General features: G+C 62.5%; 13 protein-coding genes. 3 read left to right on the forward strand and 10 right to left on the reverse strand.

Annotated features, from left to right (window positions below; translation table 11 throughout):
• Nucleotides 1–54 precede the first annotated feature (54 nt).
• The 6 genes from ABMC89_RS11450 to hslO form a co-directional block, all read right to left on the reverse strand.
• A complete protein-coding gene (locus ABMC89_RS11450) occupies nucleotides 55–1,272 on the reverse strand; it encodes a class I SAM-dependent RNA methyltransferase (protein WP_349568057.1) in 1,218 nt (405 codons plus the stop codon).
• Nucleotides 1,273–1,311: 39 nt separating this feature from the next.
• Nucleotides 1,312–3,129 (reverse strand): ABC transporter ATP-binding protein, encoded by a 1,818-nt coding sequence (locus ABMC89_RS11455; protein ID WP_439655648.1) that lies wholly within the window; start codon nucleotides 3,127–3,129, stop codon nucleotides 1,312–1,314.
• A gap of 11 nt (nucleotides 3,130–3,140) precedes the next feature.
• Entirely contained in the window at nucleotides 3,141–4,991 is a 1,851-nt protein-coding gene (locus ABMC89_RS11460) for an ABC transporter ATP-binding protein (protein WP_349568059.1), read from the reverse strand.
• Between the two features lie 75 nt (nucleotides 4,992–5,066).
• The gene (locus ABMC89_RS11465) at nucleotides 5,067–6,248 is read right to left on the reverse strand and encodes a CCA tRNA nucleotidyltransferase (RefSeq protein ID WP_349568060.1); all 1,182 of its coding nucleotides are present in this window, start codon (nucleotides 6,246–6,248) and stop codon (nucleotides 5,067–5,069) included.
• Nucleotides 6,218–6,820: a CoA pyrophosphatase gene (locus ABMC89_RS11470; protein WP_349568061.1), complete on the reverse strand. Its 603-nt coding sequence runs from the start codon at nucleotides 6,818–6,820 to the stop codon at nucleotides 6,218–6,220. The genes ABMC89_RS11465 and ABMC89_RS11470 overlap by 31 nt, the downstream gene beginning before the upstream one ends.
• A gap of 1 nt (nucleotide 6,821) precedes the next feature.
• Entirely contained in the window at nucleotides 6,822–7,799 is a 978-nt protein-coding gene (gene hslO / locus ABMC89_RS11475) for an Hsp33 family molecular chaperone HslO (protein WP_349568062.1), read from the reverse strand.
• A 68-nt stretch (nucleotides 7,800–7,867) separates the two neighbouring features.
• Here hslO and ABMC89_RS11480 point away from each other — a divergent pair, with 68 nt between their 5' ends.
• Complete coding sequence (locus tag ABMC89_RS11480; protein ID WP_349568063.1) at nucleotides 7,868–8,317, forward strand: NUDIX domain-containing protein; 450 nt, start codon at nucleotides 7,868–7,870, stop codon at nucleotides 8,315–8,317.
• Here ABMC89_RS11480 and ABMC89_RS11485 read toward each other — a convergent pair.
• Nucleotides 8,293–9,576 carry a PP2C family protein-serine/threonine phosphatase gene (locus ABMC89_RS11485; protein ID WP_349568064.1) on the reverse strand — a complete coding sequence of 428 codons (1,284 nt, stop codon included), beginning with the start codon at nucleotides 9,574–9,576 and terminating at the stop codon, nucleotides 8,293–8,295. The genes ABMC89_RS11480 and ABMC89_RS11485 overlap by 25 nt on opposite strands.
• A gap of 132 nt (nucleotides 9,577–9,708) precedes the next feature.
• On the opposite strand from ABMC89_RS11485, the gene ABMC89_RS11490 reads away from it, so the two are divergent.
• Entirely contained in the window at nucleotides 9,709–10,041 is a 333-nt protein-coding gene (locus tag ABMC89_RS11490; RefSeq protein WP_349568065.1) for an Hpt domain-containing protein, read from the forward strand.
• Between the two features lie 7 nt (nucleotides 10,042–10,048).
• Here the strand turns inward: ABMC89_RS11490 and ABMC89_RS11495 are convergent, their stop codons facing one another.
• Together ABMC89_RS11495 and ilvA are read right to left on the reverse strand one after the other, a co-directional pair.
• The gene (locus ABMC89_RS11495; protein WP_349568066.1) at nucleotides 10,049–10,855 is read right to left on the reverse strand and encodes an SDR family NAD(P)-dependent oxidoreductase; all 807 of its coding nucleotides are present in this window, start codon (nucleotides 10,853–10,855) and stop codon (nucleotides 10,049–10,051) included.
• Between the two features lie 12 nt (nucleotides 10,856–10,867).
• Nucleotides 10,868–12,100 (reverse strand): threonine ammonia-lyase IlvA, encoded by a 1,233-nt coding sequence (gene ilvA / locus ABMC89_RS11500; RefSeq protein ID WP_349568067.1) that lies wholly within the window; start codon nucleotides 12,098–12,100, stop codon nucleotides 10,868–10,870.
• A 103-nt stretch (nucleotides 12,101–12,203) separates the two neighbouring features.
• On the opposite strand from ilvA, the gene ABMC89_RS11505 reads away from it, so the two are divergent.
• Nucleotides 12,204–13,424, forward strand: a complete 1,221-nt coding sequence (locus ABMC89_RS11505) for an argininosuccinate synthase (protein ID WP_349568068.1) — start codon at nucleotides 12,204–12,206, stop codon at nucleotides 13,422–13,424.
• 59 nt (nucleotides 13,425–13,483) lie between these two features.
• Here ABMC89_RS11505 and ABMC89_RS11510 read toward each other — a convergent pair whose 3' ends face one another.
• The gene (locus ABMC89_RS11510) at nucleotides 13,484–13,897 is read right to left on the reverse strand and encodes a DUF7282 domain-containing protein (RefSeq protein ID WP_349568069.1); all 414 of its coding nucleotides are present in this window, start codon (nucleotides 13,895–13,897) and stop codon (nucleotides 13,484–13,486) included.
• Between the last annotated feature and the right edge of the window lie 158 nt (nucleotides 13,898–14,055).

A 14,055-nucleotide genomic window follows, 5' to 3' on the forward strand; every position in this document is an offset into this window, starting at 1 on the left:
GCATAGGGATCACGTTTCCGTGTGGCGAAACCCTGCGATTTTCGCGCCACAGTGTCAGGCCAGCGAGAACTGCGCCGCCAGTTCGATATGCGGCGACCAGCGGAACTGGTCCACCGGCTGCACCCAGTCGAGCGTATATCCCGCTGCCACCAGCACTGCGGCATCGCGGGCAAAGGTCACAGGGTTACAGGACACGAAAGCGATCCGCGCCAGACCCGCGCGGGCAAGCTCGGCTGTCTGTGCCTCGGCACCGGCGCGGGGCGGGTCGATTACCGCGGCGTCGTATGTCTTGAATTCATCGGGCAGCAGCGGCCGGCGGAACAGATCCCGCGCGACATGGGTCACGGTCTTGACCCCCTTCGCCAAACGCCACCCCTTATCGAGGGCTGCAAGCATGGCCGCATCGCCTTCGACCGCGTGGACCGTCGCGCGGGTCGCCAGCGGCAGGGCGAAGGTGCCGCATCCCGCGAAAAGATCGACAATGCGGTCCGCGTCACCAACCGCTTCTTCGACGGCTGCCAACAGCGATGCCTCGGCATGGGCGGTCGCCTGAATGAACGCACCGGGGGGAAATGGGACTTCTGCGGGCCCGAATCTTTGCATCGGCGGCGTGCGCTGGGCGATCACCTCGTCTTCCCACGTCAGCCGCGCGATCCCGTGGTTTTCGCACAGGGCCGCAAGGGTCTGGCGCAGCGGCCCGTCCAGTGGCTTGCCCCCGTCCACCTGCACATCAAGCCCGCCGCGCGCGGTGGTCACGGTCACCGACAGGGCAGTCTTGCGGCTCGCACCTGCCAGCGCCAGCGCCTCGGCCAAGGGGAGCGCCTTCATCAGATCGGGATGCAAAAGCTTGCAATCGGGGATTTCAACGACGGTATCTGACGCCCGGCCATGAAAACCGACAAGCGCGCCCTTCTTGGTCCGGCGGGCTGCGAAGCTGGCCCTGCGCCGCGACTGCGCCGGAGAGGTCAGGATCGGCCTGACCTCGGTCCGCAGACCCTGCGCGGCAAGCGATTGCGTCACCACGCCTGTCTTCCACGCCGCGACCAGCCCGTCTGAGGCGTGTTGCAAGGTACAGCCCCCGCAGGACCGGAAATGGCGACAGGGCGGTGCGACACGCTCCGCCGACGGTTGATCTATCTTGATGTCGCGAAGGGTGGTCCCCTCCAGCGTTCCGGTCACACGTTCACCCGGCAGGGTCATCGGTGCGAAAACGGGGCCTTCGGCAATGCCGTCGCCATAAAGGCCAAGACGTTCGATCAGATGTTCACTCATGCCCCTGCCCTACTGTGCCGGAAGGGACAAAACCAGCCCCTATTCCGCCGCCTGAAGATCCAGAAAACCGCCCGACTGACGTTCCCAGTACTGCGCATAAAGCCCGCCATTGGCCAAAAGCGCCTCGTGCGAACCCGCCTCGACGATGCGGCCCTGCTCCAGCACGATGATCCGGTCCATTTCCTTGAGCGTGGAAAGCCGGTGCGCGATGGCCATCACGGTCTTGCCCTCCATCACCCGCTCCAGCGCGGACTGGATGGACGCTTCGACCTCGCTGTCCAGCGCGCTTGTCGCCTCGTCCAGGATCAGGATCGGCGCGTCCTTGATGATCGCGCGTGCAAGCGCGATGCGCTGACGCTGGCCGCCCGACAGTTTGACACCGCGCTCGCCCAGATGCGCGTCGTACCCTGTGCGCCCCTTGTGATCGTGAAGGTTCTGGATGAACTCATGCGCTTCGGCCTGTTTCGCCGCTGCGATCAGCTCTTCCTCGCTCGCCTCGGGCCGTCCGTAGAGGATGTTGTCACGGGCCGAACGATTGAACATCGCGGTTTCCTGCGTGACCATCGCGATGGACTTGCGCAGCGATTCCTGCGTGATGCTGCGAATGTCCTGCCCGTCGATCAGGATGCGTCCCTTTTCCGCCTCGTAGAGCCTGAGCAGAAGCGCCACGAGCGTCGATTTGCCCGCACCCGACGCGCCCACGACGCCCAGTTTCTCGCCCGCCGCGATGGTCAGATCGATCCCCTCGATCCCGCCGCTGTCGCGCCCGTAGGAGAATTTCAGCCCCTCGATCCGGACCTCTCCGCCACGGCCTTCCAGCGGCTGGGCATCTGCGCCGTCTTCCAGACGCACACGCGGGGTCAGCGTGCGCATCCCGTCCTCGACCTCGCCAATGTTGGCATAGATCGCCATCAGCGTGAAACTGACCCAACCGGTCATCTGTGCGATCCGGATAGAGATCGCGCCCGCCGCGGCGATGTCACCCGCGCTTGCCATGCCCCGCTGCCACAGCAGGATCGTCGCCCCGATAAGCAGCACCGGCAGAATGCCTGCGAGGCTCATCAATGCGAACCGGAAACCGGCGGCGAGATAGCCGAATTTCAGTGCGTTCCCCCGAAATGTCTCCATTGCGCCGAGCGCTGCACGGTCTTCGTGATCGTCATGGGCAAACAGCTTGACGGTCTTGATGTTGGTGATCGTATCGACCACCTGCCCCGACACCATCGCTCGCGCCCCCGCGCGCGCCGCCGAGCGTTTGCGAATGCGCGGCAGGAACCAGCGGATCAGCCCGAAATAGAGACACAACCAAACGGCAAGCCCCGCCGCCACCCACCAGTTGATCCCGCCAAGCAGCAGGACCGACCCGACCAAGGACGCCAGCGCGAAAGCGACCACGTTGATGACCTCGGACGCGACATCCGTGACCGCACGCGCGGCCTGCATCTGCTTTTGCGCAATGCGGCCCGCGAAGTCGTCATCGAAAAAGCTGATGTTCTGGCCCAATGACCAGCGGTGCAGACGGCTCAGGACCAGCGGATTCACGTTCGGCTGCACGATTATCGCGTTCGAGGCCGCGGAAAGCCCGAAAAACAACGGACGCGCAACCAGGAAGAACCCGATCGCCCCCGCGATCAGCAGCGCGTTGCTGCCGTCAAAGAACCCGTCCGGCCCGCTGGCCACCGCCGCGTCGATCACCCAGCCCAGAAACAGGGCTGTTCCCGCCTCCAGCGCACCCGCGATGGCGCTGAGCGCAGCGGCAAGACCGAGCGCAGGCCAGGCCCCGGACAGGCACCAGCGCATGAAAGCCCCCAGCGTTTGGGGGGGTGGGCCGTCCGCCGGACGGAAAGCGTTTATCATATTCTCGAACTTCACGGTGCCTCGTCTGCATCATCGTCTGCGTTCAGGAACCCGCCTGATTGGCGCGCCCAGAACTGTGCATATAGACCGCCTCGCGCCAAAAGCGCGTCATGGCTGCCATCTTCGACGATCCGGCCCTCATCCAGCACCAGAATCCTGTCCATTTGCGCGATCGTGGACAGGCGGTGCGCGATGGCGATCACCGTCTTGCCTTCCATCATCTGATACAGCGTTTCCTGGATCGCTGCCTCCACCTCGCTATCAAGCGCACTTGTAGCCTCGTCCAGCAGAAGGATCGGTGCGTCTTTCAGGATCACGCGGGCCAGTGTGATGCGCTGACGCTGACCGCCGGACAGTTTCACCCCCCGTTCGCCCACGCGCGAGGCATAGCCGGTGTTTCCTTCGGGGTCGGCCAGCCCTTCGATGAAGTCATGGGCCTGCGCCTCGCGCGCGGCGGCGATCACGTCGTCGCTGGTGGCCTCGGGCCTGCCGTAGAGGATGTTTTCGTGGACCGACCGGTGCAACAGCGCGCTATCCTGCTGGACCATCCCGATTTGCCTGCGCAGGCTGTCCTGCGTGACGCGGGTAATGTCCTGCCCGTCGATCAGAATTCGACCCTGTTCTGCATCGTAGAACCGCAAAAGCAGCTTCACCAGCGTCGATTTTCCCGCGCCCGAACGGCCCACCAGGCCGATCTTCTGACCGGGCGCGATGCTGAGATCGATACCCTCCAGACCACCCGACCGGCGCCCGTAATGGTGGGTCAGCCCCTCGATCTCGATCCGGCCCTCCGTAATCTGCAGCGGCTTTGCTTGCTGGTGATCGACCAGGGTTATCGGCTGCGCAATCGTCTCCATCCCCTCGGCCACCACGCCGAGTTGGCGGAAGAACGCGGAAAGCGCCCACATGATCCAAGCCGTCATCGAATTCAGTCGCAGTGTCAGCGTCGTTGCCGCCGCCACCGTGCCCACGCTCGCCTGACCATGCAGCCACAAGGCAAGCGCCAGGCCGACCACACCGACGATCAGCAATCCGTTCAGCGCGACCAGAACCATATCCATCGTGGTGAAAATACGCTGTTCGATCTGGAAGGTGCGCCGCGCCTCTTCGATGGCTTCCTTGGCATACCGCTCCTCGCGGTCGTGGTGGGCGAACATCTTGACCGAATGGATGTTCGTATAGGCGTCGACAACGCGCCCCGTGACCGCAGACCGCGCGTCTGATGCCGCTTTCGACGCCGGCCCGATCCGCGACAGCGCCCAGCGCGTCAGCAGAAGGTACAGCCCGAACCAGATCACCAGGGGAAGCAGCAACCGCGCATCCGCACTGGTCAGCAGGATCGCCGCGCCGATCAGATAGGCCAGCGAATAGGATATCGCATCGAATGCCTGAAAAACGACCTCCCCCGCGGCCGGCGGGGTCTGCATGATCCGGTTCGCAATGCGGCCTGCGAAATCGTTCTCGAACCATCCCACCGATTGCCGAAGCACCTGCCGGTGCGCACGCCAGCGGATCAGCGTCCCGAAATTCGGCAGGATCGTGTTGTTGATCAGCGCCACATCCAGCCCCTGAAGCACCGGACGCAGAAACACGATGAACAACCCCACGAGGATCAGTTCGGTGCCATAGGTCTCCCACATCTCATCGGGGCCCTTGTCGAGCACGTCAACCACGCGCCCCATGTAGTAGATCAAGCCGATCTCGATCGCGGCGACGACAAGGGACATGAACGCGGTCAGCGCGAAAACCCGTTTGAACGGCTGGCTGTACCCGCGAAAGAACGGCCACAGCTTTCGCGGGGGACGATCCTCTTGGGGATAGTCCACATATGGGTCGATCAGATTTTCGAAGAATCGGAACATCGTGCACCTCAAACCGTATGCAAATGCACTTAACCCGAGGGATCGGGTATTGACCATGCCAGTCGCGAGGCGGTGCTAGAGATCTAGCAGTTCCTTGCGGGTCAGCGTGAAGTCGGAGGCGATCCAAAGGGCTTCGAGCCGCGCAAGCTCTGCCCCCAGCGCGGGTCCGGTGAAGGCGGGCATCAGATCCTGCGCAGACACGGGAAAGACCTGCCCGGCAGCTGCCGAAATCCGCGGCGGGATCGTTGGATCCGGCAGGGTTTCCGAAAGCGCGCAGGCAAAAAGATAGCTTTGCAGGGCAACGTCTTCGCCATGGCGGTATGCAGTCTCTAACAAGGGCATACCAGACTCTACAACACTCGCGATCCGGTCCAGCTTGCGGGCCTCCGCACGGCTGAGGCGCAGGCGATCCGCTGCGTCCGTGGCGCCCAGCGCGAAAAGGCGCCCGAGGGCATCGGGCAGCAGGCCAAGATGCGCCTCCGCCGCTATGACGAGAAGAAGAAGCTTGATGTCAGCACCCGGCAGGATGACCGGCAGAACCCCTGTCTGCTGCATCCCCGCCATCGCTACAGACGGATCAGGGGCAGACAGCAGCTTGCGCACCTCGGCCCCTGTCCGCTCGGCCGAAAGTGTCTCTAACCCGGACAGATTAGACCCTATCGCAGCCAAGGCATCCGGATCGAGCCCCTCATCGTCATCACCGTACCAGGCATGGAAACGGAAATAGCGCAGCGTCCGCAGATAATCCTCACGGATCCGGCGATCCGCATCTTCGATAAACCGCACACGCCGCGCGCGCAGGTCGCCCAGACCGCCGAGCGGATCGACAACAACACCGTCAGGATCGGCATAAAGCGCGTTCATCGTGAAATCGCGCCGCCGCGCGTCATCGTGAAGGTCGGTCGAAAACGCGACCGTGGCATGGCGGCCGTTCGTCGCGACATCACGTCGGAATGTCGTCACCTCGAACCCTGTACCGCCGGAGACAACCGTGACCGTTCCGTGATCCAGACCCGTCGGGACGGCCTTCAATTTCGCGGCCTCGACCAAGGCGATCACCTGATCCGGGGTCGCTGCGGTTGCGATATCCACGTCGCTGACGGGCTGCCCCAGCAGCGCGTTGCGCACGCAGCCGCCGACATAGAGCACCTCGTGCCCGCCCGCCGCAATCGCCGCACAGACAGCGCGCGCGGACGGATCGTCGAGCCAAGGTGCGCTGGCGGAGGTCAGTCTGGGGATTTCAGTGTTTCGGTCCATGCCCTGAGCATACGCGCGGTCGCCCCCCAGATGTAGTAGGGGCCGTAAGGCACCACGAAATAGTGGCGCTTCTGCCCACGCCATGCACGCGATTCAACGATGTAGTTCGCGGGGTTCAGAACGTGATCCAGCGGAACGGAAAAAACCTCTTCCACCTCGCCGGGTTCGGGCACGATATCGAAACGGTCCTTTACCAGCCCGATCACGGGCGTGACGTTGAAACCTGTCACGGTCTCATGCGGCGCGAGCGTGCCGAGTATATCGACGTTCTCGGGCGGCAGGCCGATTTCTTCCTTCGCCTCGCGCAGGGCGGCGGCGATCACATCTGCATCCCCGTCGTCCTGCTTGCCGCCCGGAAAAGCGATCTGCCCGGGGTGATGCTTGAGCGCCGCAGACCGGCGCGTCAGGATCAGCTTCAACCGCCCACCCTCTTCGAAAACGGGTGCCAGAACTCCCGCGGGGCGCAACTTGCGGTTCGGGGGCAACACGGCGTCGGGGTTCAGATCGAAATCCGAAGACCCGACGCCGGTCTGCGCAAGCGCCCTTCGAAAGGTGTCGATGTGGTCTTTCACGTCAGTCCCTTGTCGCCTCGAACCCGACGCTCTCAGGGTCGAGCACATAATGCGCGCCGCAAAACTGGCAGTCGGCGGTGACGGTCCCCTCGTCGGTGGTCATGGTCGCGATATCCGCCGCCGAATAGATCGACAGGCTTTGCCGGACACGATCCTCAGAGCAGGTACATCCGAAATGCACACGCTGCTTGTCGAACACCCGCGGGCGTTCTTCGTGGAAGAGCCGCAGCAGAACCTCGGAGGGTTCAAGCGACGGGCCGATAAGCTCCAGATCGTCGACCGTATCCAGCAGGATGTTGGCGCGGGTCCAGTTCTCCCTCTCTTCGCCCTGAACCAGATCATCGGCGTTCAGAACCTCGCCGCTGCCCTGCCCTTCAGCGGCAAACGGCGATGCTTTCGGCATGTGCTGCAACATCACGCCACCCCCGCGCCAGTGCTCCGGCCCGCCGGCTTCGGTGGATTTGCCGAAACTCAACTCGAACCGGGTCGGCAACTGTTCGGACTGCGCAAAATAGCCCTCGGCGGATTTGGCGAGGCTTTCGGACGACAGCGGTGCGATGCCCTGATAGGGCTGCATCCCTTCGCCCTGATCGATCATCACGGCAAAATACCCCTCGCCGATCTGGTCGATCGGGGCGCCGTCCGTCAGGCGGTCCTTGTCATAGCTGGCATAGGCGCGGATTCGCGCGGGCTTCCCGTCGGCCTCGGGTCCGTAGTAATCGGTTGCGATCATCCGCACGGGGCCATTCGACTGCGCCTGCAGCGACAGCTTCCAGCGCAGTTTGATCGTCTGTCCGATCAGCGCCGTCAGCAGCGCCATCTCGGCCACCAGCGCCTCGACCTGCGGGGGATAATCGTGCTGGCCAAGAATACTGCCCAGCGCCGAATCGAGACGCGCAATGCGCCCACGGATGTCGGACGCATCGAGTTGGAAGGGCAGGACCGTATCGTCCCAGCCGGTTGGGTTGGCATCTGTCATGGGGTTTCCTACTGTCTCTTGTCGCGTCTATGTAGGGCGAATGGACCAAGACCAAAAGGGGGGCGAACATGATCCAACGCTTTGGGGCACCGCCACGTGCCGATAAACGCTACATCCCGCGTCCTGGAGCCTACGCCATCCTGCCACTGGGCCAGCGGTTCCTGCTGACGGCAGAGACGGCGGGCGGCATTGATATCCAGCTCCCCGGCGGGGGGATAGACCCCGGCGAAAGCCCTTTGCAGGCGCTGCACCGCGAAGTGCGCGAGGAAGTCGGCTGGTCGATCGCCACGCCCCGGAGGCTGGGCGCATTCCGGCGGTTCGTTTTCATGCCCGAATACGATCTGTGGGCCGAAAAGATCTGCCATGTTTTTGTCGCGCGGCCCGTGCGCCAGATCCATGAACCAAGCGAGGCGCACCACGTCACGCTCGTGCTGGATGCCGCCGAAGCGATTTCCGTCTTGGGCAATGACGGGGACAGAAAATTCCTGAAACGCTACGCCGAGTCGGGTGGTCTTTGATATTCAAAGAGAATGGCCGACACATCGTCGCGGAAATCACCGCCCTCGTTGAAGCGCGCCAGCTGCCAGATCAGCGCCTCGAGGAATGCGGGGCCGGCGGTACCGGTCAGATCACGGATGATCTTTGCCAGACCGTCTTCTGACAAAAGCGCACCATCGGGCCCCGCGCATTCGGTGACACCGTCCGAATGGATAAGCAGCCTGTCACCGCTGCGCAGGTGCAAGGTCTGGGGCTCGTAGAGAGCGTCGGCGACCAGCCCAACGGGAAATCCGCCCTGCCCCTGGAATTCAACATCGCCGTTGCGCCGCTGGATCACGGGATGTGGGTGGCCCGCCTGACACATCTCGAAACGCCCGGTACGCCGTTCGACGAAACCCAGCAGAAGGGTGAAATAATGCTCTGTCTCCATCTCGTTCAGAACGAAACGGTTCAGGTCGGCGACCACGTTTTCGGGCGGGCGCGGGCAGAAAACGCCCTGCTCCGACCGGTAGAGCGCGACGTTCTGGTCCGGCGAGCCGGACGAGAGATATCCCGCCAGCCGCGCGGTCATCAGCGCAGAGCTGATCCCGTGGCCCGAAACATCAATCGCGAATAGGCCCAGATGCTTTGGCCCGGCCTCGAAAAAACCGACGAGATCCCCCCCGACATGGCCCGAGGACCGCAGGATCAGGGACAGCGCGCTGGTGTCGAACCGGCGGTAGCGCTCGCGCAGCAGGCTTTGCTGCAGGCGCTTGGCCTCTTGCAGGTCCTTGTCGATATGCTCGTGAAGCCGGCGCAGTTCCGACAGCGCCTCCGACAGGCGCGCGTTGTTCTGGGCGAGGTCACGCTGCATCCCCAAAAGCCGCTCTCCGGCCGCGATCCTTGCGCGCAACTCGTTGCTGTCCACGGGTTTGGTCAGGAAATCGTCGGCCCCGCTGTCGAGGCCATGCGCCACCTCGGCCTTTTCGCTCTTGGAGGTCAGCAGGATGAAGTAGCAATAAGGGCTTTCCGTATCCGCCCGCAGGCAACGACACAGATCGGGGCCCGACATGCCGGGCATGATCCAGTCGCTGACGATCAGATCGGGCCGGTGCTGCGCGATGACTGCCAGCGCCTGTTCGCCGCTTTCGGCTTCCGTCACGCTGAACCCCCACCGGCTGAGCGATGCCGTCAGGATCCTGCGCTGAAGCTTGCTGTCGTCGACAACCAGAACATGCTGGATCGCACCCCTGTGTTTTTCGACATCCCGCAGAGATGAGGCAGTTTTGACCGTGGGCATGTTTCACCGGCTGTTCGATTGCCGATGCGTATAGCCGCGCAGCCTTAACAGCTTGTGAAGCACCCTGCACCCGGTCCGGAAAACCACTGCTTAACCGATGGCCGCTAATCTGGGCGCAAGGAGAAGCGGAATATGATCGACTGGCAGCGAATCAATGAACTGAAAAGCGAGATCGGCGAAGAGAGTTTTCCCGAGGTCGTGGACCTCTTTATCGAGGAAGCGACCGAAGCGATCGAGCGCCTGCAAAACGGACCGGATTTGGCCACCTTGGGGGCAGAGCTGCATTCACTGAAAGGCACGGCGCTGAACCTCGGCTTCGCAAACCTCGGAGAGTTGTGCCAGATCGGAGAGAGCCGCGCCGCACAGGGGCGCGCCGAAGAGATCGCCCTTGGCCCGATCATCGATTGCTACGAAAACTCCAAACATGTGTTTCTTGCCGGTATGGTGAACGGCCAGACACAGTGACGCCGCGCTAGACCAGTTTGTAGAAACTGGAAACGCTGATACCTCCCTGCTCGGCCATCGCCTTGGCGCGGAGCATCTGCATTCCCTTGATCCAACGGTCGGGATTCGCACCGCGCAAGGCACTGTAGGTGGCGACATCGGGATGCGGAAGGATCACGAACTTTCCGTCCCGCACGCCGTCCCAGACCGATTTCGCAACATCAGACGCGGTCAGCAGGTTACCGGCCGCGTCCCCGTCACCCAGCCCCAGAAGCGGCGTCGCCACATATTGCGGGCAGACGACCGATACGCCGATCCCCTGCTCCCCATGTGCGATCTTCAGAGATTCGGCAAAGCTGACCGCCGCGTGCTTGGTTGCCGAATAGGCCGCGTCGCCGATCTGGTTCAGCAGACCGGCAGCGGAAGCGACATTGACGAAATATCCGGATCCGCGTGCGATCATCGCGGGCAAAAGCGCACGGGCGGCCCAGACATGGGCCATGACGTGCACATTCCAGTTCAGCATCCAGTCTGCATCGGGGGCGGATGCCGCGTGATCCGGATCCCCCTTCCCCAAACCGGCGTTGGACACAAAGACATCGACAGGTCCATGCGCCGCCTCGGCCAGTTTGATCGCGGCGATGATGTCGCCCTCGCGGGTCACATCGCAGGTCGCGGCCACGCCGCCGATCTCTTCGGCCACTGCCTGTGCCTGGTCACCGTTCAGATCCGCGATACAGACCCGAGCACCGGCGCTGGCGGCCTGCCGAGCGAGCGCCGCTCCGATCCCGCTTGCCCCGCCCGTGATAACGACGCTCTTGTCTTTCAGGTCCATGGTCGTGCCTTTCTAGATGACGAATTGTGCAACGGTCTCGTCGTTTGTAATGTCGGTGTAGGTCAGCCCGGCCTTATCCATGGCGGCAAACAGCGCCGCAAAGTTTTCCGGTGCGTTGGTTTCGATCCCGATCAGAACCGACCCGAAGTTGCGCGCGGATTTCTTCATGTATTCAAAGCGGGTGATATTGTCGTGCGGCCCGAGCATGTTCAGGAAGTCTTTCAACGCTCCGGGTCGCTGCGGCAGACGCAGGATGAAATACTTGATCAGACCCGAATATCTCTGCGCGCGCTCCTTCACTTCTGGCAGACGCTCGAAATCGAAGTTTCCGCCAGAGGCCACGCATACCACCGTTCTGCCCCTGATCAGATCGCGCACCTCCGCCAGTGCTTCGATGCTGAGCGCACCGGCGGGTTCCAGAACGATCCCTTCGACATTCAGCATCTCAACGATGGTGACGCAGATGCGGTCCTCGCTCAGCAGTATGACATCCTCGCGCCGGGCATCGCGCAGCTTCTCGAAGGTTCGCACGCCCAGCTTTGCCACCGCCGCGCCATCCACGAAGTTGTCGATGGGCGACACATCCACCGGCGCACCCGCCTCGAGGGCAGCAGCAAGCGACGGCGCACCGACGGGTTCGACATAGGTATAGGCGCAGCGATCACCGAAGAACCCGCGCGTGCCCGCCGATAGCCCACCACCCCCCACCGGCAGAATGATGTGATCCGGGATACTGCCCAACTGGTCCTCGATCTCGACCGCGACCGAGGCCTGACCCTCGATCACGTTGTCATCGTCGAAGGGGGACAGGAAATACGCCCCTTCCTGGGTGCAGAATGCCTGTGCCGCCGCCAGCGCCGCATCGAAATAGTCGCCCACCAGCCGGACCTCGATATTGGTGCCACCAAAGGTCTTGGTCTTGTCGATCTTCTGCTGGGGGGTCGTGACCGGCATGAAAATCACACCGCGCACCCCAAAGTGGCTGCACATGAACGCGACGCCCTGCGCATGGTTTCCGGCCGAAGCGCAGACAAACAGATCGTGATCGGGGATCAGTTTGCGCATCGCGTTGAACGCACCACGCAGCTTGTACGAGCGGACGGGGCTCAGATCCTCCCGCTTGAGATAGATTTCCGCCTCGTATTTCTCCGACAGGTGGTCATTACGCAACAACGGCGTTGCGGGAAACACGCCGCGCATCGCGCGGGTCGCCGCAATCGCGGCCATCTGAAAATCTTCGCTCATCTTCGGTGCCTTTCGCGGTCAGGCCCTCTATAACGGCATCAATCTTGCCGTGCGACTTAAAAACCGATACGGGGACCGGCAAACCCGAGGAAGGAAAAAACTGATGTCCGCGCCCAAGAAAGTCGTTCTCGCCTATTCCGGCGGTCTCGATACGTCAATCATCCTGAAGTGGCTGCAAACCGAATACGGCTGCGAAGTGGTCACTTTCACTGCCGATCTCGGCCAAGGCGAAGAGCTTGAGCCCGCCCGCAAGAAGGCCGAGCTGATGGGCGCATCGGAGATTTACATCGAAGATGTGCGCGAGGAATTCGTGCGCGATTTCGTATTTCCGATGTTCCGCGCCAATGCCCTATACGAGGGTCTGTACCTGCTTGGCACATCCATCGCACGGCCGCTGATCTCGAAACGGCTGGTTGAAATCGCTGCGGAAACCGGCGCCGACGCGGTCGCCCATGGCGCCACCGGCAAGGGCAACGATCAGGTCCGTTTCGAACTGGCCGCCTATGCGCTGAACCCGGATATCAAAGTGATCGCGCCCTGGCGTGAATGGGACCTGTCGAGCCGCACAAAGCTGATCGACTTCGCCGAGAAGAACCAGATCCCGATCGCCAAGGACAAGCGCGGCGAAGCGCCGTTTTCGGTCGATGCGAACCTTCTGCACACCTCCTCCGAAGGCAAGGTGCTGGAAGATCCGGCCGAACCGGCGCCGGATTACGTCTACCAGCGCACCGTTGCCCCCGAGGACGCGCCCGACACGCCCGAATTCATCGAAGTCGGCTTCGAACGGGGGGACGCGGTTTCGATCAACGGCGAGGAAATGTCCCCAGCCACCATCCTGACCAAGCTGAACGAACTGGGCGGCAAGCATGGCATCGGGCGTCTCGATTTCGTCGAAAACCGTTTCGTCGGCATGAAGTCGCGCGGCATCTACGAAACGCCGGGCGGCACCGTTCTGCTGGAAGCTCACCGCGGGATCGAACAGATCACGCTCGACTCCGGCGCAGGCCACCTCAAGGACAGCCTGATGCCGCGTTACGCTGAGCTGATCTACAATGGTTTCTGGTTCTCGCCTGAGCGCGAGATGCTGCAGGCGGCGATCGACAAGAGCCAGGAACACGTCACCGGCACCGTGCGCCTGAAACTCTACAAAGGGTCCGCAACCTGCGTCGGTCGCTGGTCCGATCACAGCCTCTATTCCGAAGCGCATGTCACTTTCGAGGATGACGCAGGCGCCTATGACCAGAAGGACGCGGCAGGGTTTATCCAGCTGAACGCCCTGCGCCTGAAGCTTCTTGCTGCGCGCAAGCGTCGGCTGAAAAAATGACACGAAAAAGGCCCTAACAGCGTTGTTAGGGCCTTTTCCTATTCATCCATGGACCGCGTTTAGTCGGCTGTGATGACCGTCATTACCAGCTTGTCGTCCATGCGGATCGGGCCGTCTTCCTTGGCGCCGAGCGTGTATTCAAAGACACCGGTTTCCATGCCGCCCGCTTCGGAATGGACCATCAGCATCAGCATGTCGCCCGATGCGACTTCTTCCTGCAGGATCGCGGCGACATCCATGTTCTCGCCGCCGCGCAGAGGTGCGTAGCCGACAACCGGGCCCGGCTTCATATCGGCGTCCGTGCGGTGCACCACCAGCCAGCCGTTTTCACCGGCAACGATTTTTTCGGCGCTGACGACACCGTTCGATACATCCTGATTCGCGGCTTCGATCATGGGCGCGGCATGGCCTGCGGCGAATGCCGTTCCGGCGCTGAGGACGAATGCTGCGGTTGTCTTGAGTACGATATTCATTGTGGTCTCCCTAAGTTTGATGTGCAGGAGCCACGGACGCCGGAGGCGATAGTTTCGCGAAAGAAAAAATTTTATGAACGGCTCGCGCCTCGGGCGCCTGAACGACCCGGGAGGATGACGTCCCGGGTCGCCCACTCATGAAAAAGTCGTACTGGATA

Source organism: Sulfitobacter sp. HNIBRBA3233 (assembly GCF_040149665.1).
In the GTDB taxonomy this organism is placed as follows: domain Bacteria; phylum Pseudomonadota; class Alphaproteobacteria; order Rhodobacterales; family Rhodobacteraceae; genus Sulfitobacter; species Sulfitobacter marinivivus.